The sequence below is a fragment of the Nostoc sphaeroides genome (assembly GCF_003443655.1).
GTDB lineage: Bacteria > Cyanobacteriota > Cyanobacteriia > Cyanobacteriales > Nostocaceae > Nostoc > Nostoc sphaeroides.
Genome location: NZ_CP031941.1, coordinates 2,361,626 through 2,381,997 on the forward strand (window position 1 = coordinate 2,361,626; position 20,372 = coordinate 2,381,997).

Consider the following 20,372-nt stretch of genomic DNA (forward strand, 5'->3'; position numbering starts at 1 on the left):
TTGCACAATCAAAACAAACTTTTTCCCTGCATTCAGCCCCCTCTTACCAGTAATGATTAAAAATGCTTAGTTCTCCTGATTTGAGCTTTTCTCGAACCTTGCCTATTGTTGTATTTAATCAGCTTGGGGAATTGTTGGAACAGATGGCTCAAAGGGTGGGAAGTGCCGCTCTGATACTGACAGAAGCTGTGTTGATGCGGATTTGCATACCTGTGGAATGGCAAAGGCAAAGGTTTACGTTGGTGGTTTCTGAGCAGTTTAGTGCGCTGTTGGTAGGAAACTTAGCGCAGGGAGATGAGGGGGATGAGGGAGAACAAGTAACGACTCAGGACTCGGCGCTTAATGCTCAGTTGACATTTAATTTAGAGGCGATCGCAACATTTGTCTACAAATTGAGAGACTTGTTTGAGTGTGATTCCGCCACTTACCAAAATCTCGAAGGCTATCGCCAAATTATTCGACCCAATGATGCCACGCTCCAAAGTCAATTCTCGCTGTTGTTATTAGAATACCTCCTAACTCAGCCAAACCAAGAAATAATAGCACCTCCAAGCTCAACTACGCCGACAATTTATATCTGTCAGCCAGTGGAAGATGCTTTAAAAAAACAGATTTCCCAAGAGCGGTTGTTAAATCAGGTAACAACGCAGATCCGCAAAAGCCTGGATTTGCCGGTGATTATGGCAACAGCAATTACACAAGTGCGTGAGTTTCTGGAATTAGATAGATTAGTAATCTATAAATTTGCAGGTTCCAAAGTCAAGGCTCAACCATACCAGTCTGACACTATTCCTCTCAATAAAACGGCACTGGCTACAGGTATAGAACTGGAACCTTCCGAAATCTATTTTTCTATACATGACAACGATAAACACTCGCCTTCTGTGTCAGTCAATAATCAACCATTACTAGAAGACTGCCAAAACTATGGAGGTTATATTGTCTATGAAGCTCGCGCTACAGATGCTATTACATCGGTGTTGAATTACACGGAAAGAAATTGCTTTATCCGAACCTCTAAATGTTGGGAAAAGTATCGCCAAGGCTTTACCTTAGCTGTGGATGATGTGAAAAAAACTTATGCTCTAGAAGAGTGTTTGTTGAATTTTTTGAGGGAATGCCAAGTTAGGGCTAAGTTAGCAACACCAATTATATTTGAGGAGAAATTGTGGGGATTGCTGATTGCTCATCAGTGCGATCGCCCACACCAGTGGACTGAGAGCGAAAAAAACTTGCTGATGGCGATCGCAGAACAATTAGCGATCGCTATTCACCAAGCTGAGTTGATGCAAACCCTCACCCAAGAAAAACAAACTCTCGAACAACGAGTTATTGAGCGCACAATAGGATTACGTGATGCTCTCCTCGCCGCCGAAGCTGCTAACCGTCTCAGAAGTGAATTTCTTGCTACTATCAGTCACGAATTGCTCACGCCTTTAACTTATGTTATTGGGATGTCATCTACATTGTTACGTTGGCCTTTGGGTGAATTAAGTCAACGACAACGGGGTTATCTGCAAACAATCCACGACAGTGGAGAACATTTATTAGAAATGATTAATGATATCCTCGATTTATCGCAAATCGAGGCTGGTAAGACAGCTTTAAATATTTCGGAATTTTCTTTGGTGAATGTTGCCCAAAATGCTGTTGAGTCACTGCGAAAAAAAGCAATCAGTGAACAAATTAATCTTATACTTGATTTGCAAATCGATCCCAGGCGCGATCGCTTTACCGCCGATAGAGAACGAGTAGAACAAATTCTCTGGAATCTGTTAACTAATGCGATTAAATTCACCCCTGAAAATGGTAGCGTTACCTTGCGTCTTTGGGTGGAAGATGATAATGCTATTTTTCAAGTGGAAGATACTGGGATTGGTATTCCCGATGAACAATTACCATTATTGTTTGAGAAATTTCAGCAACTCGATACACCCTATCGCCGCCGCTACGAAGGTACTGGACTTGGACTGGCTTTAACTAAACAACTCGTGGAACTCCATCGGGGTCGAATTGAAGTGGAATCAACTGTAAGTATTGGCTCAGTTTTTACTGTATGGATACCAACTCAGGCAATGAGAATAGTGAGTTAGGAGTCAAAACAATTCAAAATTCAAAATTATCAATTTCATTATTAATACCCCACGCATAAATGCGAGGGCTTGAATATTGATACTACGTGTTTTATTTTTTTTCATAATTGAAATTAGGGGCTTGTATCCCTTTAGGTATCAATTCAAAATTTATAACAATTTATTTTGAATTTTGAATACTTCGGCTACGCTCAGTACAAGTTTTGAATTTTGAATTCAAAAAGTGGTCATGCGATTTTAGATTTTAGCCCACTGTTCGTTACTTAACTCGCCTCGATTCATCAACAGACTATGCCTGCGTTCGCCTATTTTTTAGGATACAACGAGTTTGAAGCCCTTTTACAATATAAGTAAAATTTTTGCAACTAACTTAAGTATGAATAAATAATCTATCTTAAGGGGGTTTTTTGAATTGGTTACAGCAAATAAGCTGTTATTTGATTGTTGAGAATAGCAGGAGTACTTAAACTTTTTATGTTTAAGTACTTTTTATCTAAACTATGATTTACGCACTGCACAAATTTACCATAATGTGAATTATGGTATTTGGTCGCAGATGATATCAGCTAACCAAACTACTAAATTTTTTATTTTGAGGCCAGGCTAATAAGCATTTTTTCAAAAACTTTCAACACAGGCTCTTCTCCATTGTCTCTAGTGAAAATCGTATAATTTGGGTGAGAGTTGATTTCAATTAACCAATATTGGTTATCTCGATCTAATACAATATCTAAACCACCATAATCAAGGTCTAATTCTTCAAAAATTGGTTTAGCAAAATTAGCAATATCTGACAATATTTGTGGATCGTTGATATAGTTTGCTTTTGCACCATTCCAGTGCAGAGGGCTGAGGTTACCCGCAAACTCTGCATTACTTATATCTTTTTCATAGAGCAAAACTAACTCTTTATTTAAGAAAACCGCTCTATATTCAGATTTAATGTGAATATATTCTTGAGCGATCGCAACGTAATCATACTTGTGATTAATATTGAAAATCTCTTTTAAAGCAGTTTCAATTTCATCTTGATTTTGGCATAAAAAAACGTTATGTCCACCAGAGCCAGAATTCCTTTTGACAATAACAGGTGTTTCAAATTTTTCTTTAATCTCTAATACGATATCTTGAATAGTTGGAAATTTTAAATACATCTTATATTGGATGTCACAAAAAGGCGAGAGAAAACCTACTGTCCGAGGAATTTTAACCTTTTGCTTTAAAATATGGTAAGTGTACTCTTTGTCTTTTATAATTTTTGCTACTGCTTGATTAATTAACGGAGTGCTATAGTTACAAAAATAATGCTGTTTATTATTGAGTTGAATTTTTATTAAGTTTTCAGCCGGGTTAAAAATTTCATAGCTGATGTTTAAGTTTTCACAAGCTTGGAGCAGTAGCGAAACATTATCTAACATAAATACTTAAATTTAAATGTCCAAATTACGAATTACGAATTACGTTAGGGAAGCGGTAGCGTTCGCGCAGCGTCTCGTAGAGAGGAACGAGCGTCCGTAGGAGCGTCATTACGAATTATTTTAACTTGCTGGTTGCCGTTTAAAAATTACTATCTCAGTACCAACAACTGGGTTACGCGCTATCAATCTATTTTGGGAGTCAACAATTTCTAAATGAGTAAAATCCAATTCTTGAGAGCGTTGTAATATCTCCCCAGCTAGTTTGTCCTGCTGAGATTCTTTGAGAGTGTACCAATCGTTACTAATTTTGACCGTAAGATTGCTGCTACGGAAGTTGGCTTGAATTGACTTTATCAGACCAGAGGCAATGCGATCGCTAATTTCGGCTACCTGATTTTCAATAGCCGCAATCAAGGCTTGTTCTGGCGTTAATTCTATGACTGGTGTCGGGGTTGGCGTGGGAATTGGTTCGGGTTCCAGCGTTGGTGGTGGCGGAATTTCTACTTCTGGCGGCGGCGTAATTTCCTCTGGTGGCTGTGGTTCGGGTGCGACTGACTCAGGTGGAGTAGTTATCGTTGGTGTCGGTGTAGGAACTTCTTCAACGGGTGGAACTGTTGCGATTTCAGTAGGTTTACCAGTAAAGACACTCGCAGTTGTCCAAACAATAATTACAGCAATTGCAGTAACAATTCCAGTCAAAGCTGTATCTGATAACTTTGTTGACAAATTTGATGGTAAAAACAAGCGGATTGTCCTTAACAGTCCACCCCACCACAACTGAAACTGCTGGAAAAAGCTGGGTTTTTCCTCAGTACCAGGTGGCGGTGCTGTCTCTAGTTTCTCCACCGTTACTTCTAAAACCCCAATCGTCCCTTGCAGAAGTTGGATAATTTTAGCCTTCCAAAATGGCTGAACTCTCTGGTAAGGTTTTTGCGGAGGTTGAGTTACTTGCTTATCCGTCGGTTTTGACTGATTGTCTTGTGACATGGAACTTTCACCAAAAGCAGCGAATCAAAGACAAACAACGTACATTATTACTGGTGCTGCCTTCTTTTGCCTTAATGTATCACTTCAATTGCACATTGCTTCAGCTAAACTGACTATTTATTAAATTTGGTGAGTTATGAACCTCAAACGCCGTCAATTTTTATTTTTAAGTAGCTTCAGCGCCATTGGTACGGGATTTTTAGCCTGGATGTTAGCTGATAAAAATCATCAAACTGCTGATATCACCGATTCGACAACAGCTATAGCCGCCACCCCAGCCAAAAAAGACTTGTTATTACGTTTTGTGTCTGTGGCTGATACAGGGACTGGGGCTAAAGGACAGTATGCTGTGGCTGGAGCGATGAACGCATATCACAAGCGAAATCCTTATGATTTAGTTGTTTTAGCTGGAGACAACATTTACAACAACGGCGAAATTGAGAAAATCAGTGCAGTTTTTGAGCGTCCTTATCAATATCTACTAAAACTTGGTGTGAAATTTCAGGCTTGTTTAGGTAATCACGATATTCGGACTGAAAATGGCGATCCACAAGTCAAGTATGCTGGCTTTAATATGAAGGGACGTTATTATACATTTAAACGTAATCAAGTACAATTTTTCGCTTTAGATACTAACAGTAATGCTGATTGGAAAAACCAGCTAACTTGGTTAGAAAAAGAATTAAGTCTTAGTAATGCTCCTTGGAAAGTTGTATTTGGCCATCATCCAATTTATTCATCGGGTCAGTATGGGAGTAATCCAGATTTTATTAAAACTTTCACTCCTCTATTTAAAAAACACGGCGTTCAACTTTACATCAATGGTCACGAACACAGTTATGAACGCACTCGTGCTATTAATGGTACAACTTATTTAATTTGTGGGGCAGGTGCTGGTAATCGTCCTGTAGGGCGCTCTGAGTGGACAAAGTATTCTACGAGTGATTTAAGTTTTGCCTCTTATGAGGTGTATAAAGATAGAATAGAAGTAAGTGCGATCGCTACTGATAATCGCATTTTTGATAAAGGTATTATTCAATTAAAATCAGCTTAGTTATATGACTACAGTTGAGCAACTAAAACATTACGTTGATAACCAAAATAAACCAAACATTTCATAGCTGTCGCGTTAGTTTTTACCTGGTGGCAATTCATCTCATCTCCCATTAGTCTTTACTTTGCAAGACTGTAACGCGAATCCTCTTTGGTCAAAGGCAAGCAGATGGTGAAACAAGTTCTACCTGAGTGCGACTCAAATGAGAGCATACCGTGATGGCGATTTTCTACAATCCGGCGAACGGTTTCCAAACCAAGTCCTGAACCACGTCCCACTGATTTAGTGGTGAAGAAGGGTTCAAAAATGCGCGTTTGAATTTCAGGTGGAATTCCACTGCCAGAATCGATAATGTCAATATGAGCAAAGCGATCGCAATGCACGGTATACCTTCTTGATCTGCTAGCTTTTGCCAAGCTTGATAATGGAGTTCTGCTGTATCTGTTAGCACTCCATCTAGGTCGAAGATGAATCCTTGGATGTTGGGGGAGTGAGGAGAGACGCGATTAATCGCGTCTGTACAAAGTGGGGGGGGATGAGGGAACAGGGGGGAAAGTTTGGTGTTTAGAAGCTTCTGAGGGGAAATTTGGGGGATTTTGGGAGAGGGAAAGTTGGAGATATTCTAGTTGACGAGTTATATCTTGAGTCAATACGGTTCAGTTAAGGATTTTTGGTACTAATTTTAGACCTGTAGAGACGCGAAATTTCGCGTCTTTACCAAGGTTTTTGGGCTTAACTGAACTGTATTGATATCTTGAGTGACTTGTTCTTTGCGTAGGTCGAAGTCGTGCCATTTTCCGCGCCAGTGCAGTTTAAATTTTAGGCGCGTCCAGCCATCAGGGAGATGGGAGTTGGCTACGGGGCCATTTTCGGTTAGTTGAATGCCGCCGAATCCAAAAATTACAGCTTGCCAAACGCCACCAGCAGTAGCACCGTGAATTCCATCGCTGGTGTTACCTTGGTTATCTTCAAGATCCACCATTAACGCTTGCATAAACACTTGGTAAGCTTCGGATGATTTGCCCAAATCGGAAGCTAAAATGGCGTGAACTGCTGGGCCAAGGGACGAACCATAAGTAATGTCTGTGCGGGGTGCGTAGTAGTTCCAGTTGGTCTGTAATGCTTTTTCGTTGTAGGGAAAATCTGCTGATTCCCGCATTAAATAAAGGAGCATCAAAATATCTGGCTGTTTGATTACTTGATATTTATTGGTTTTCTCAATACCCAAGATGGCTTGCATGGAGCGATCGCGCCCTTGGTAATCTGCTAAGTTGATATCTTCTAATTGGAAAAATCCCTCGAACTGCTCGATTAGTTCTGTTAATGGGTCATGGAGAAACAAGATTTTGGCGATGATATCTTGCCAGTGCGATCGCTCTTGTGGGGTGAGTTTTAGTTTCTCTTCTAGTTCAGTAACTCGTTCGGGGAACTTGTGAGCCAACCAATCATAAACTGCGATCGCTTTCTCTAAATGCCATTGCGCCATCCGATTTGTAAAGGCGTTGTTGTGGACAAGTTCATGGTATTCATCTGCTCCAATCACTCCGCGAATTTCATAGCGTTGTAGCTCAGAATTGAATTCAACCCGGCTACCCCAGAAGATGGCGGCATCCAAAATAATCTCTGCGCCGCGCTGTTGCATCCACTGATCATCACCAGTGGTTTGCCAGTAATTCCAGGCGGCGTAGGGAATATCTGCATTAATATGAATTTCGCGATCGCGGCACCAAATCCGCACGTCTTCACCATAAAAATCACTATTGAGTCCCCAACGTGGTGTTACTTCATCTCCGGTATCAGCACTTTCCCAGGCAAACATTGCCCCTTTATATCCGTAATGGATTGCCTTGCGTCTAGCTCCTGGTAAGGTGTGCCAACGGTAACTGAGTAAGTTTCGGGCGATCGCAGGTTGGGTAAACAGAAAAAAGGGCAGCATAAAAATTTCTGTATCCCAAAAGATATGACCGCGATAGCCAAACCCCGAAAGTGTTTTAGCCGGAATGCTCACCCTATCATCATGGCGTGACCCAGCAATCAGCAGTTGGAATAAGTTGTAGCGAACAGCAAAAGCAGCTGTGCTATCCCCCTCAATGAGGATGTCACTTTGCTGCCACACCTCATCCCATGCCTGCTGATTGGCTTTTAATAGTGCTGCGTAGTCTGGCAGTTGCGCGAGTTTTTCTGTAGCTGCGGAAACTGGTGTCTCAGTCTCCCGCGAGGTAAAAATTATCACAAGCTTTTCTACCGTTACGGTCTGTTGTGATTTAGCCTGGTAGGTCATGCTCAAGGTTGGATAACCAGGTGCGGTACTGACTTGCAAAGATGCTTCAGCGCCTGATATTTTCATTGTTGCGCCCATACCGAGTTCAATTCGGGATTGGCGGGTGCGGCGTTGCAACCAGATTCCTTGGTCAGTCTTGCCTTGATCTAGTCCTTCCCAGTGATTAAAACCCTGATTTTCAGGATAGCCGTTGATACTTCCCTGAACTTCGATTAACCCGTCAAAATCTACTGGAGTTAAATGGCAGCGTTGCACCAACACATGCTGATCTGCAAAACTAGCAAAGCGTTCAAAGGTAATATCTATAGTGTTTCCACTGGGAGAGCGCCAACGCATGTAACGGCTAAGAAGCCCGTAGCGTAAATCAAGCCTTCGTTCGTAGCGCAATATCTCACCTTGATCGAGACGGAAGCGATCGCCATTTACAATCACTATCAAAGGTAACCAGTCAGGGCAATTTGCCAGTTCAGTGTACACCACCGGCACATCGTCGTAGACACCGTTGATCAAAGTAGCTGGCAATGCATGAGGATAACCTTCCTCAAAACTGCCTTTTGTTCCTAGATATCCATTGCCGATTGTAAAGACGGTTTCTTTAGAGTGCAATTGATCGGGGTCAAACTGGGTTTCGATTAAGATCCAGTCTGTGTAGATAAAATTGCGAGAATGACCTTTTGTTTGCATAAGTGGGGAGTGGGGAGTAGGGAATGGGGAATGGGGAATTGGGAAATTTGGTGGATGAATGAGTCTCTGGGGTGGATGAATGAGTCTCTGGGGTGGATGAATGAGTCTCTGAGGTGGATGAATGAGTCTCTGAGGTGGATGAATGAGTCTCTGAGGTGGATGAATGAGTCTCTGAGGTGGATGAATGAGTCTCTAAGGTGGATGAATGAGTCTCTGAGGTGGATGAATGAGTCTCTGAGGTGGATGAATGAGTCTCTGAGGTGGATGAATGAGTCTCTGAGGTGGATGAATGAGTCTCTGAGGTGGATGAATGAGTCTTTAAGCCAATGCTTTAACTTCTAACTCCCCCTGCTTCCCCTGCTTCCCCTGCTTCCCCTGCTCCCCCACTCCCCACTCCCCATTCCCCATTCCCCACTCCCCACTCCCTCATCCCCCCTTATGCTTTTCCAACATCTTTTCGGCTCTAGGTTTATAAATGAGATGAAATAAGGTTTCCATATAGCAGCGATCTCTGGCTTCGTTATTTTCTGGAGCAACAAAATTCCAAAAACTAAACGTTTTAGCAAGCTGTAGTAATTGATTACTATGTAAATGCCAGTTGTATCTATTATGAATTCGCTGACTCATCCATTCTGAGACTTCGTGCCAATGTTCAGGATGTGGGGTTGGTAGCGATTGACTAGGCGATCTCTCACATCTAGCAGCGCTTGAGGCGTCATCTGCTCAAAACTATTAAAATCGGCTGTCAGTTTCCAAACTTCCTGGCTAGCAATCCTGGGACGAACCACGAACCAGGTACTTTCCTCTTCAAAAATTATTTCGTGAGTGGACTGGATCAGTTTGCCCACAGAAGAAGAGTGGTAAAAATAGGCTGGCTTTTGGGATTCATGACAGTAATCGGCAAAAGCTTGCAAAATTTCATTTCTTAGGAAGTAACGCTTACCTGAAGCATTCAACGTATAAATTAACTGATGTAGAGCAGTTTTTTCATCACCGTTGAAGACAGCTTGAACTAGTTCATACATGATGACGAATCCCAGAAATTTAGTTAGGTTACGACCTCATATTTTTCTCTAATTCTGTGAGGTACATTTCCGTTTTAATGGTATATGACTATGAAAATTCCTCGCTTCTAGCTCTGGGATGAAATGCTGCGATAGCTTCAAATCTATATCTATAGAATGAGGAAATCATGAGTTAAAAATTCATAATTAATATACCAATGTTCATTAGCCAGCAAGCCTATTTCGTCGGGTAAACGTAAGTTCAGTACAGACTTAGGGCAAATAATGAGTCTGATGCTGACGCAATAGCGATAAGGCAATGAAAATATCCTGAGAATCTGATTGTCTAAGGGTAACTACTGCCTGCGTCATTACTTGTGCGATCGTCACCGTAGATAAGTCTATTCCAGCAGCTATAAGCCTAAGTACATCTTTTTCAGTAATAATACTTAATAAATTTACTTAGTGGGTGGCACGCTACAAGTAAGTCTGCTTTTAAGTCCCATTGATGTCATTACTTAAGAAATATGTATAAATAATACGAGATTATTAAGTGTTTTCAATTTACTCACAAGTTCCTCAAATTTAAATACTATAGTAAAAATACAGACACATTGTTTTAAATACTTACGGGCTTGTCAACTGGCTACCCTGATTTGCAATAACACTTTTATTAACAGGATTTGAGAAAAATATGAATTACTGTCCTTGCTGTTCAAGTCTACTTTTAGAACATGTACGCGGTGCAGAAAGTTACTGGTTTTGTCGCCACTGCTGGCAAGAAATGCCTGTTTATAATCTGAACCAATCCAGTTCATTCACCGAGGCTGTCAAGGGAAAAATACTTAGAAAACCTCAACAAGAAAGACGTATAAATACTACCGTTTACGCAAGCAAATGGCAATCTATCACCGAATGGATAGGGCTAGAAGAATTGTCTGTCTAATCCTAAGTGACTGAAATTGGTTTAGTATAATTTTTTCTTCCACCAAGGAATCGTCTTGACACTCCCCGTGCTAAAGCAATGGGGATTCTACATTCATAGACTCGCCGTTAGACGACAGGCTTGCGCCAACCGCCCAAGAGGGCAAATCTCCTGTAGCGTAAATTCCGGTATGCCCTACCATACTCACCCCTAATTTCAAAATATTGATGCTAGCGTTTATGTCCCTATCCGCTACATAGTTGCAATGTGGGCAAACATGAGTTCTTGTAGACAGAGATTTTTTCACTTTCTCGCCACAGACAGAACTGATGCGTTTGCCCTGCTACTAAAAGGCTCCGCCTTCCGCCTTCGTTACTCGCCAATAAAGTGTATTTCCAGCCCAATACTGCTCGGTTAAGGTTAAAAAATAAAAATGTGTAGGTTGGGTTGAGGAACGAAACCCAACCTAAAAGTGGGGTTTGTTGAGCTTTAGCTCAACCCAACCTACGAATATTGTTAACCGAGCAGTATTGATTTCCAGCCTTTGTCCCAACCTACGCAGTTTAAGGTTTGTGGCGCTAACCCAAGCGTATTACTTTATAAATAACCAGTAATAATCTATTGTTTATAACCCTCAACTTAATTAGAGGGTTTTTAATGCTGAAAAATGAATTTTTAATTTTATTAGGATGCTGCTAAGAAGGTTCAGCTTCCAAATGCAGCCTCAATCATCTTCCCACAATTCGTGATTCAGGAGGTCGATGATTCTATCTCTGAGCAAAAATTCGTTTTTTTCTAACTCAAGTTCAAAATTAACCCAGTCAGGATGAGGAATATATTTACAGAGGGTATAAATTGACTGCTGACGGTTAACAAGTCTCTTTTTTACAAGTTGAAGTGCATCTTCCTTGATAACCTCAATGTCGTATTTAACCGTAGTATTCATAGCTCGTTCCTTTATTTTCAATCAAGGAATTAAAAATCAAAACAATAGTTGCTTTGACTCTCCCTTAAACTTATCAAATAAAATTGGCGAGAATTGTAAAGAATCAAGACATTAACCCTTGCAGTAAGTTAGATATAGTGATTCTCAATTCAATCAGGGCGTGTCCCTACTAGTATCTGTGGTTAATTATTTTTTTTGTACTTTACCCATACGGTAACTGCTATATGTCAGTAATATCGTCTCTGAGTCACCAAGCATACCCCCTCTGGAGAGATTCTTGCAGAGTAAGAAGGCTGGAATAACAAGCTGTAAACATCAAGACAGTAGATAAATACTGCGTAGGTTTTGAGTCGATCCCCCCAACCCCCCCCAAATAAATTGGAGGGCTTATTTTCCCCCAATTTATCGGGGGACTAAAGGGGATCTTCAAGGGAGCATCTCAATGAGTGTAAAAACACGCCCTAGCCCTGGCGAATGGAATTCGCGGCTATACAGACAAAACCCACCTCCGTGGGTTTCAAATTCCTGGAGTCCGCGGGACGAAAGTTTGTGTAGCCGCGATTTCTAATCGCAAGGTATATTTGCTTTCGCACAGATGCTCCCGATCTTCAATGACTATGCACCAAAACCCGAGCAGTATTGGGATGTAGATGCTCTCTGGGCGACTTGCCAAAATGTAGGCTAGGGTAAAGAACATTCTCCAAAAAACTTATACTATGCTTTTGAATCTTGATAAAGTTCGGCAATATTTTCCCGCTCTAGCTGGTGAATGGACATTTTTTGATAATGCTGGCGGCTCACAAACCCTGAAAAAAGTAGTAGATAGAATTAGCGAATTCCTCCTGAGTTCTGATGTCCAGTTGGGAGCTTCTTATGCAGTTTCTCAACTTGCAGGAGAACGATTGGCTTTAGCAACTAGAGGAATGGCTACTTTCATTAATGCCAATTCTTATAAAGAAGTGGTTATGGGCCCATCTACTACGATGATGTTAAAAGTTCTTTCTATTTGTCTTGGTCAAACCTTTACGCCTGGTGATGAAATTATTGTGACTAATTGTGACCATGAGGCCAATATTGGTGCTTGGGTGGCTCTCGAAAAACAAGGAATGAAGGTTAAAGTGTGGCAAATTCGCCCAGACACCCTGGAACTTCATTTAGCAGATTTAGAACCTTTGATGAGTCAGCGTACAAAACTAGTAGCTTTGACTCATGCTTCTAATGTTCTGGGAACCATCAATCCTATCAAAGAAATTGCTGCATTTGTACACGATCGCAACGCGATGATTTGTGTGGATGGTGTAGCTTATGCACCCCACAGGTTAGTTGATGTCCAAGATTTGGATGTTGATTTCTATACTTTGAGTTGTTATAAAGTTTACGGGCCACATCATGCTTTACTTTATGGCAAAGAAGAACATTTATTAAGATTACCTGGTCTTAACCATTATTTTATTGACCAAACAGATATACCTTATAAATTTCAGTTAGGGAATGTCAATTTTGAATTAAGTTATGGCATGTTGGGTTTATGTGATTATCTAAGTGAATTAGCACAATTACACTACGGCGAACAAACTGCACCTGATTTGAGAAATCAAATGGTGCAAGCGTTTGATTTAATTAGCATACATGAAGAACATATTAGCGATCGCCTCTTAAATTACCTTAACAGCAAGTCTAATGTGCGAGTAATTGGTCAATCAAAAGCTGACCGTAAATTTCGTGTACCAACTATATCTTTTGTCGTAGATGGAATGAATAGCTCAACCATTCCGGCAAAAATTGACCAACATTATATTGCGATTCGCTACGGAGACTTTTATGCTAAACGGCTGATTGAATACCTGGGTTTAGCCTCGCAAGGTGGAATAGTCCGGGTGAGTATGGTGCATTACAATACTCTTGAGGAAGTTAACAGTTTGATTGAGGCTTTTGAACAGGTATTTTAAAATTGGGCATTTGTCATTTGTCATTTGTAATAGGTTATTCTCCTTGTCTCCATTGTCTAAGCTGTTATGCAAATAATATTGTACATTTACCTGATGACTGTTGACGGTTGACTGATGACCGTTAAGCCAATACCGTTCAGTTAAACCCAAAAACCTTGGTAGAGACGCGAAATTTCGCGTCTCTACAGGTCTAAAATCAGTACCAAAAATCCTTAACTGAACCGTATTGACCAATAACCGTCAACCGTCAACTGTCAACGATTATAAAGAATGTTTATATAATTTAGACGCATATCAGCTTATTACCCATTACTCAATACGCTTGGGTTAAGGCTAAAACTCTGTTATCCAAGTCAATTTTTTAACGAACCGCCAAGACGCAGAGGACGCAGAGAGAAGAAAGAGAAGGAAAAAATTGCTTAACTGAACTGTATTGATCCATTACTAAGCTGCAAAACTTGCACCTCTTCTTGTGGGTAAATTAATGTTTTACCCACTGGGAGAACAGCTAAAGCATTGGTTTGAGCTAAATTAATTAAATTGCCGGAACTTTGACTACCATCAGCTTGATGAAATTCGTAAACTCCATCAATTAAATGCAATTTACCCCAAAGGTAAGTTTCGCGTTTGCCATTCGATCGCAACTCATGATGCGATCGCACTTTCAAAAACACTGGTTCCCAACCTTCAGTAATTCCCGAAAGTTTCTTGATTGCTGGTAGCACAAACCGCCAAAATGTCACCAATACAGCAGCAGGGTTTCCTGGTAAACCAAAATAAAGTGGCGAGTTTGTAGAGACGCGATTAATCGCGTCTGTAGGATTAATCGCGTCTGTAGGATTAATCGCGTCTGTAGGATTAATCGCGTCTGTAGGATTAATCGCGTCTGTATGATTAATCGCGTCTGTATGATTAATCGCGTCTGTGCTGGAGAATGTAGCGACGGTGAGGGGTTTTCCTGGCCTCATTTCTACAGAGCGAATGTGGATTTTTGCTTTTAGTGACTCTAGAATTTTATCAACATAGTCATAATCTCCTACTGAGACACCACCAGAAGAGAGAACTATATCAGCGATCGCAACAGCATGGGCAATAACTTTCTCCAAAGCAACTGGATCATCTTTGACTATGCCTAAAAGTATTGGTTCTGCGCCACTTTGTCTCACCAAAGCTGCTAGCGCATACTGATTAGAATCGACAATTTGCCCTGGTTGCAAGGGTTGATCAACTGTCATCAACTCATCACCGGTGGAAAAAATTGCCACACGCGGACGGCGATAAACACTTAATTGCGGACATTGTGCTGCCGCCAATACGGCAATTTCTGGAGCATTTAATTTAATTCCTGCTGGTAGTAATTGTGTTCCAGATTGATAAAAAGATGCTTTGTGTCTGACAAATTCTTGCGGTTTTGGCGCATCCAGAATAAATACACGGTTTTCCTCGCGGCGTGTCTTTTCTTGCATGACTACAGTATCCGCACCTGCTGGGATCACCGCACCTGTGAAAATCCGCGCGGCTTGCCCTGGTTGAATTGTAGACTTGGGCTGATACCCAGCCGGAATATCTTCAACAATTTCTAAAACGGCTGGGTTTTCGCTGCTATGCTGTACATCTTCGTAGCGAACTGCGTAGCCATCCATTGCCGAATTATCCCAATGGGGAAAATCTAGCGGACTGGTGACAGGTACTGCCAAAATCCGACTATCTGCTACTAATAAATCGACAACTTCTGTATCTTGTTGGTGATTCAACGGTTGTACTAAATTTAAAATAATTGCTTGTGCATCGCTGACTGATACCATAGCGATCGCCTCCAAATTTTTCTTTTATCCCTTTGACTAATTTTAGATTTTAGACTTCGGCTTACCTCGGCTCCGCTCGGCACAAGTCGCTCAGTCGAACGATTTTAAATTTTGGATTGAATTAGGACTTACGCACAAATAACGGAAAATCGAACCACAGAAGCACAGAGAACACGGAGTAATAAGAGTTTGAGAGGTATTTTGTGTAATTACTGAATATTTCTCAAAAACAGATTAAAAATTGATACCTGATAACTCAATACAGTTCAGTTAGTGCCAAAAACCTTGAAATATGTAGGTTGGGTTGAGGAACGAAACCCAACATTTTCGGGGCTTTGTTGGGTTGCGCCTTGCTTAACCCAACCTACAATTTTCCTTAACCCAAGCGTATTACCTGATAACTGTTCACTGATTTAACGCCATCCTAAAAACCGCAATCCTGGGACAATTAGGTAGTAACTCACTCCTAACCAGAAGCTAATAAAGACGCCTACAGAACCAAAAAAAATCAGAGGTAACTGTAACTCTGACCAGCCTGGTTGACTTGAGAATTGGAAAATCGGAGGCGCTAACCTCAAAAGAATCAAAACTGCATAGGCGATCGCACTACCAAAGGCAGCAAACACAGCATACACTATCTGATGGCTGCGAAGTCCTAAGCTCAAGGTAAGTAGGCAAACTCCCACTAAAATTACTGCCACTAAGCCCTCACCGCTATCTTTGGGTGTGATTAATTGCAAAATCAACCAGCCGAAGCCATAGCTAATCATGCCCATCAGCGACGCTACTAAAAAGCGTCGCTGTTGACCAAAACACCCGGATACTGTCAGTCCCCAAGCGGTTCCCCAGCCTGCGGCGACGAATACCAAAATATCTGCCCCAAAGACGGGTTGAGTATTTGGCATTAATTGGTTTTGCTGATTCCAGATAAATTCCACAACCTGACGACCCAAGCTGGTGTGATATGCCAAAATAAAACCTGCGATCGCACCAAAACAAGCGCCAACATAAGCCAGAATCATCGCCCAAATCGTCGCCAAACAAGCTTGCAAAATTTTGATGATTGTCTGAGCAATAAAAATAACGGTTTTGGTTACAGCTTGGCTAAAGTTAGCTAAAACTTGTTCAATCGCTTGTATTAGCTGTGTAAATCTTTGGGAAACTTGCGTTGAGACTTGCTTAAGGTTATCTCGCAGTTGGGCAAATAATCCTGGTGGCGGTAATGGTTGAGAAATTTTCGCCAAACGTTTTTGAATTATAGCTGCATTCGCTGGACGCGATCGCACATCTTCCTGCACCATCTCATCCAGCAAATCTGCCAATTGGGGGTTGACATTTACCGTAGTTCGCCACCGCAATTTACCCGTTTGCTGATCTTCCAATTCTAGCGGGTACTTGCCTGTTAATAGTTCAATCATCGTTCGACCAAGGGCATAAAAATCAGCATTTGGCCCAACAATCCCGCCAGTCACCTGTTCTGGTGGACTGTAGCCAGAAGAAAATAATCGGGTGGAACTAGACTGAGAACGCAGCTTAGAGGCGCTAAATTGTTTTGCCCCGCCAAAATCAATTAGTACTAAGCGATCGCCCCCTGTTTGCCCTTGTGGCGGGGTTAAAGATGGCGAAGAAGTGCCCAGCATTAAATTAGAAGGTTTGATATCCCGGTGAAGAATCTGACGTTTATGTAATTCTTGTAAAATCTGTACAGCTTGAGCAAACCAATTTAAAACCAAATCCTCTGGACACCCTTGGGGAAACTTTTTTAATATCTCCTCTAAAGTTTGCCCATTGATTTTTTCCATTACCAGACAAGGCAATTGGTGCGGTTTGGGGTTAAACAGTTGTACCTGAAAATACCCTTCGGTATCGACTCTGGGGACACCTGGATGGTGCAAATTAGATAAAACCGCCGCTTCTTGGGTAAATAACTCCAGTGCCTTTGGTGAATCTTCTACCAACACCTTCAGCACTTTCTCTGTTTGAGTTTTTTCATCCCAAACCGTGTAAATTTGAGCAAATCCTCCCGACCCCAAAGCCTGAAGTGGAACATAGCGGTCTAACAGTTCTAGCGGTGCGCCACAACTGTTGCAAAATTTGTTTCCCCAAGGCTGAGGATAAGGACGTTGACAATCAGGATTTATACAGTGAACCGCCCTCTGAGTGATGTGAGACACAACCGCTACAATACAAAGGCTGACTTGATTTTAGCGTTTCTTTAGGTTTCCTGATTTTAAAATAGCCAAAAGGAAAACCCTCATAGATTTTATGAGGGTTTTCGTTATATCTATGTCAGCCCTTAGTTACGAAAGCTTCTCTTGCTTTGTCTGTGCTTGGCAACTTCTTTGCGCTTGCGTTTTTCTAGAGGGGTTTCAAAATGACGATGCTTTCTCATATCTGGAAAAATTCCAGCCTTGGAAACTTCTCGCTTAAATCGCCGTAAGGCTGATTCAATGTGTTCATTGTCACCTACAATTACTTGGGTCATTATTTCTCCTAACTAAGTTGACTTCATCAATGGCTATGGAAGCACTAACATTACAAAAAAAAGACAGACTCCTTGTCTGACCTTAAGACTCTAGGTAAGTTTTTTTGTTTCCAACGTTAGTAGCGGTTGCGTCCACCGCCGCCACCACCGCCGTATCCTCCTCTACCACCACCGAAGGAACCTCTGTCACCTCTATCTTCTTTGGGTTTAGCCTTGTTCACTTTCAGGTCACGACCCATCCACTCAGCACCATCGAGAGCTTCTATGGCAGCTGCTTCTTCAGCTTCGGTTCCCATTTCCACAAAAGCAAAGCCGCGTGGACGACCTGTTTCACGGTCAGTAGGTACTTGAACCCGTTTTACAGTACCATATTCTGCAAAAATACCACTTAAATCTTCTTGTGTAACGTCATACGAGAGGTTACCTACATAAATTGACATCGATTCTCTCCAAAATCATCACTGTGTAGAGATTTTAATTTCTCTGAGTAGTCTGTAAATACTAAAAGGAAAAAGCCTTTCAATACTAAAACCAAAGACATCACCAAATTAACTCTCCTAATCTAGGATGACATACGAGCCAACTCTCTGCATCCAGTAGATCGTTAACAGATAATTAACTAAGTGATGCGATCGCACCAACGCGATCGCCTGCCCCCACCTACCATAAGTACAGCCCACCGCAAAAAAGGGTTGGAAATGGAAGAAGATAAATCCTGTAGGGTGATCAAGGAAATCAGACATGCAGGGGCGCATCTTTAATATCCGAATTGAACGTTTGACTGTATTAACCAAAAGTATTACTCCCAAATTTTAATATGAAAGGCAAAGTCAGGCAACAAATAAAGGGTATGGCAATCCTAATTTGAGTTATAAAAATTATCTAACCGCTTTCTGGTGCGTCGCTTTCAGGGCAGGGGAGCAGGGATCTCTTAGCTGGGAGAGAAAAAGTGGTTTTGATTCCAAAAATTGGATAATTTATTTTTTGGCGTTCCCTCAATACATGTTGGCTATATCAAGTTGCTTATTATCACCTTTCCAAGCTGTTTCCAATTCGGCTTTGACAAGTTGAGCAGCCTTATCTTTGCCCAGTGCTTGCAAACTTGCCTGCAAACCAAATAGAGAACGCCCATTATGGGGATATTTTTCTAGATCAGCACGAAAGACTTTTTCAGCCTGTGCATAGTCACCTTTAGCCAAAAGCACAGCACCCAAAGATTCCCGCGTCGGAAAGTACCAGTCTGGTGGTTCCACGTAATCAAGGGTATCTTCTACTGCCACCGCTTTTTTTAGCAATAAAATGGCAGATTCATAATCATGCTTTTGTCTAGCAATTTTGGCATCTAGAACTTTAGAGGCAATGTCTAAAATACGACTGGCGGGACTGAATCCAATAGTTGCTTCGCTAGAAATTTCTTGTTTGGCGGTAAGTAATGCCCGACTTTCACTTGCTGCATCTTCAAGTTTGCCTGTGGCTGCTTCCGCCATACCGCGAGCAAAATGCCAAAGTGCTGTGGTAGTAGGCAATTTAGCATCGGGGACGGGAGTTTTTAAGATGGCATCCCAATCACTAAAGCGTGTTTGAATCAGCATTTTGCTGCCCAGGAATCCCTCAAGCATTGGTGCATACGGGTCAATTGCAGTAGCATTTGCGACTAACGTCTCTGCGGATTGGAGAGCATCTTTATATTTTCCTGCCATGCTACTGGCCACCATGAGAAAATGTATGTTGTGGTTGTAGTACATCATGGCGTAAGTGCCCTGGACTTGATATTTTTTGATGTAAATATCATCTTGAGCGATCGCCTGCTTATTTGCTTGCATTGCCCCTTCATAATCTCCTACACGAAAATAAATATGACTTGGCATGTGTACCAAGTGTCCGGCTGTTGGTGCTAGGGTTCCCAGTCGTTTGGCACTCACAAGGGCCCGTTCTGGAGCAGGTGAGGCTTCCACTGCATGAATATAGTAATGATTAGCTCCGGTATGATTTGGGTTACGTTTGAGAACTGATTCTAAAATAGCCACAATTTCTTCTGTATCTGGCTGTGGCTTGCCATCTTTAGTCCAGTGCTGCCAAGGATGCAGATCCATCAAGCTTTCAGCGTAAAGCGTCGCCGCATCCAAATCATCTGGATAGCGTTTGACTAGGGTTGCCATTGCTTTTGCGTAGTCTGCCGCTAATTGATACAAGTCTGCATCGACATCTTGAGAGTAACGTTTTGCTAAGGCGCTAATGTAGTCTCGTTCTTCGGCAGATGCTTGGGTGGAAAGTGCTAAAGCTTGCTGTACTGCTTGGTAAGCAGCTAATTCTCGGTTGGGGTCGATTGCTAAGTTAATATTAGGGCCTAGAGCTAGAGCAATACCCCAATATGCGATCGCCAAATGTGGATCGAGTTTGGCAGCGTATTGAAAAGAACGCACCGCCTCATCATGATTGAAAGCGTAAATCAAATTTAATCCCTGATCGAAAAACTCTTGCGCTTGGGGATTAGAAGTGGAAACTGGATGGTGGATTGTCCCAACTCCAGATATTAAACTATAGGGCTGTCTTGCTTGAGCGTAGACGTAAAGCGGCTTTTCGTCAGCGATCGCTGCACTAGGAGCGATTAAAGAGAGTATAAGCACCCAAATTAGAAATAAGTACTTCATTATTCTTTATATTCAATCTCTTTTTTTTATTAATATTTAATTTGCATCCTCCAAAAAATAAATCTCTTGTGGGGTGGGCATCTTGCCCGC

At 41.6% G+C, this 20,372-nt stretch carries 15 protein-coding genes and 3 pseudogenes; 5 read left to right on the forward strand and 13 right to left on the reverse strand.

Annotation, left to right across the window (positions count from 1 at the left end; genetic code table 11):
• The first annotated feature begins 62 nt into the window (after positions 1 to 62).
• Positions 63 to 2,093 carry a GAF domain-containing sensor histidine kinase gene (locus D1367_RS10595; protein WP_118166430.1) on the forward strand — a complete coding sequence of 677 codons (2,031 nt, stop codon included), beginning with the start codon at positions 63 to 65 and terminating at the stop codon, positions 2,091 to 2,093.
• 587 nt (positions 2,094 to 2,680) lie between these two features.
• Here D1367_RS10595 and D1367_RS10600 read toward each other — a convergent pair.
• Together D1367_RS10600 and D1367_RS10605 are read right to left on the reverse strand one after the other, a co-directional pair.
• Entirely contained in the window at positions 2,681 to 3,511 is an 831-nt protein-coding gene (locus tag D1367_RS10600) for an ATP-grasp domain-containing protein (RefSeq protein ID WP_118166431.1), read from the reverse strand.
• A 120-nt stretch (positions 3,512 to 3,631) separates the two neighbouring features.
• A complete protein-coding gene (locus D1367_RS10605; RefSeq protein ID WP_118166432.1) occupies positions 3,632 to 4,498 on the reverse strand; it encodes a hypothetical protein in 867 nt (288 codons plus the stop codon).
• A gap of 136 nt (positions 4,499 to 4,634) precedes the next feature.
• On the opposite strand from D1367_RS10605, the gene D1367_RS10610 reads away from it, so the two are divergent.
• Positions 4,635 to 5,552: a metallophosphoesterase family protein gene (locus D1367_RS10610; RefSeq protein WP_118166433.1), complete on the forward strand. Its 918-nt coding sequence runs from the start codon at positions 4,635 to 4,637 to the stop codon at positions 5,550 to 5,552.
• A gap of 119 nt (positions 5,553 to 5,671) precedes the next feature.
• Here the strand turns inward: D1367_RS10610 and D1367_RS10615 are convergent, their stop codons facing one another.
• Together D1367_RS10615 and D1367_RS10625 are read right to left on the reverse strand one after the other, a co-directional pair.
• Positions 5,672 to 5,968: a sensor histidine kinase gene (locus tag D1367_RS10615; RefSeq protein WP_420819796.1), complete on the reverse strand. Its 297-nt coding sequence runs from the start codon at positions 5,966 to 5,968 to the stop codon at positions 5,672 to 5,674.
• A gap of 353 nt (positions 5,969 to 6,321) precedes the next feature.
• Positions 6,322 to 8,517, reverse strand: a pseudogene (locus D1367_RS10625) (glycoside hydrolase family 65 protein); the annotation flags it as partial.
• 30 nt (positions 8,518 to 8,547) lie between these two features.
• On the opposite strand from D1367_RS10625, the gene D1367_RS10630 reads away from it, so the two are divergent.
• The gene (locus D1367_RS10630; RefSeq protein ID WP_147337353.1) at positions 8,548 to 8,859 is read left to right on the forward strand and encodes a hypothetical protein; all 312 of its coding nucleotides are present in this window, start codon (positions 8,548 to 8,550) and stop codon (positions 8,857 to 8,859) included.
• A 305-nt stretch (positions 8,860 to 9,164) separates the two neighbouring features.
• Here the strand turns inward: D1367_RS10630 and D1367_RS10640 are convergent.
• Positions 9,165 to 9,542: pseudogene (locus D1367_RS10640) on the reverse strand (sucrose synthase); the annotation flags it as partial.
• A 673-nt stretch (positions 9,543 to 10,215) separates the two neighbouring features.
• On the opposite strand from D1367_RS10640, the gene D1367_RS10645 reads away from it, so the two are divergent.
• Entirely contained in the window at positions 10,216 to 10,467 is a 252-nt protein-coding gene (locus tag D1367_RS10645; RefSeq protein ID WP_118166437.1) for a hypothetical protein, read from the forward strand.
• A gap of 70 nt (positions 10,468 to 10,537) precedes the next feature.
• Here the strand turns inward: D1367_RS10645 and D1367_RS10650 are convergent.
• Together D1367_RS10650 and D1367_RS10655 are read right to left on the reverse strand one after the other, a co-directional pair.
• Positions 10,538 to 10,771: pseudogene (locus tag D1367_RS10650) on the reverse strand (zinc ribbon domain-containing protein); the annotation flags it as partial.
• Between the two features lie 399 nt (positions 10,772 to 11,170).
• On the reverse strand, positions 11,171 to 11,392 hold the full coding sequence (locus D1367_RS10655) for a DUF4327 family protein (RefSeq protein WP_118166438.1): 222 nt from the start codon (positions 11,390 to 11,392) through the stop codon (positions 11,171 to 11,173).
• 716 nt (positions 11,393 to 12,108) lie between these two features.
• Between D1367_RS10655 and D1367_RS10660 the strand changes: the two genes are divergently transcribed.
• Positions 12,109 to 13,341 (forward strand): cysteine desulfurase-like protein, encoded by a 1,233-nt coding sequence (locus D1367_RS10660; RefSeq protein WP_118166439.1) that lies wholly within the window; start codon positions 12,109 to 12,111, stop codon positions 13,339 to 13,341.
• A 419-nt stretch (positions 13,342 to 13,760) separates the two neighbouring features.
• Here the strand turns inward: D1367_RS10660 and D1367_RS10665 are convergent, their stop codons facing one another.
• From D1367_RS10665 to D1367_RS10685, 6 genes are all read right to left on the reverse strand, one after another.
• On the reverse strand, positions 13,761 to 15,146 hold the full coding sequence (locus D1367_RS10665) for a molybdopterin molybdotransferase MoeA (protein ID WP_118166440.1): 1,386 nt from the start codon (positions 15,144 to 15,146) through the stop codon (positions 13,761 to 13,763).
• 413 nt (positions 15,147 to 15,559) lie between these two features.
• On the reverse strand, positions 15,560 to 17,320 hold the full coding sequence (locus D1367_RS10670; RefSeq protein WP_181985138.1) for a serine/threonine protein kinase: 1,761 nt from the start codon (positions 17,318 to 17,320) through the stop codon (positions 15,560 to 15,562).
• Positions 17,321 to 17,442: 122 nt separating this feature from the next.
• Entirely contained in the window at positions 17,443 to 17,631 is a 189-nt protein-coding gene (gene rpsU / locus D1367_RS10675) for a 30S ribosomal protein S21 (protein WP_012407716.1), read from the reverse strand.
• Positions 17,632 to 17,747: 116 nt separating this feature from the next.
• A complete protein-coding gene (locus tag D1367_RS10680; RefSeq protein ID WP_109006946.1) occupies positions 17,748 to 18,071 on the reverse strand; it encodes an RNA recognition motif domain-containing protein in 324 nt (107 codons plus the stop codon).
• Between the two features lie 117 nt (positions 18,072 to 18,188).
• Positions 18,189 to 18,425, reverse strand: a complete 237-nt coding sequence (locus D1367_RS30095; protein ID WP_181985139.1) for a hypothetical protein — start codon at positions 18,423 to 18,425, stop codon at positions 18,189 to 18,191.
• A 201-nt stretch (positions 18,426 to 18,626) separates the two neighbouring features.
• Positions 18,627 to 20,282, reverse strand: coding sequence for a tetratricopeptide repeat protein (locus tag D1367_RS10685; protein WP_118166441.1), 1,656 nt, complete (start codon positions 20,280 to 20,282; stop codon positions 18,627 to 18,629).
• Positions 20,283 to 20,372 lie beyond the last annotated feature (90 nt).

What these genes read in the sequence shown, in the direction of transcription:
- D1367_RS10605 (WP_118166432.1), bottom strand. Translation starts at nt 4,498, where the DNA reads ATGTCACAAGACAATCAGTCAAAACCGACGGATAAGCAAGTAACTCAA.
- D1367_RS10660 (WP_118166439.1), top strand. Translation starts at nt 12,109, where the DNA reads ATGCTTTTGAATCTTGATAAAGTTCGGCAATATTTTCCCGCTCTAGCT.
- D1367_RS10680 (WP_109006946.1), bottom strand. Translation starts at nt 18,071, where the DNA reads ATGTCAATTTATGTAGGTAACCTCTCGTATGACGTTACACAAGAAGAT.
- D1367_RS10630 (WP_147337353.1), top strand. Translation starts at nt 8,548, where the DNA reads ATGGGGAATTGGGAAATTTGGTGGATGAATGAGTCTCTGGGGTGGATG.
- D1367_RS10595 (WP_118166430.1), top strand. Translation starts at nt 63, where the DNA reads ATGCTTAGTTCTCCTGATTTGAGCTTTTCTCGAACCTTGCCTATTGTT.
- rpsU (WP_012407716.1), bottom strand. Translation starts at nt 17,631, where the DNA reads ATGACCCAAGTAATTGTAGGTGACAATGAACACATTGAATCAGCCTTA.
- D1367_RS10655 (WP_118166438.1), bottom strand. Translation starts at nt 11,392, where the DNA reads ATGAATACTACGGTTAAATACGACATTGAGGTTATCAAGGAAGATGCA.
- D1367_RS10685 (WP_118166441.1), bottom strand. Translation starts at nt 20,282, where the DNA reads ATGAAGTACTTATTTCTAATTTGGGTGCTTATACTCTCTTTAATCGCT.
- D1367_RS10645 (WP_118166437.1), top strand. Translation starts at nt 10,216, where the DNA reads ATGAATTACTGTCCTTGCTGTTCAAGTCTACTTTTAGAACATGTACGC.
- D1367_RS10665 (WP_118166440.1), bottom strand. Translation starts at nt 15,146, where the DNA reads ATGGTATCAGTCAGCGATGCACAAGCAATTATTTTAAATTTAGTACAA.
- D1367_RS10600 (WP_118166431.1), bottom strand. Translation starts at nt 3,511, where the DNA reads ATGTTAGATAATGTTTCGCTACTGCTCCAAGCTTGTGAAAACTTAAAC.
- D1367_RS10610 (WP_118166433.1), top strand. Translation starts at nt 4,635, where the DNA reads ATGAACCTCAAACGCCGTCAATTTTTATTTTTAAGTAGCTTCAGCGCC.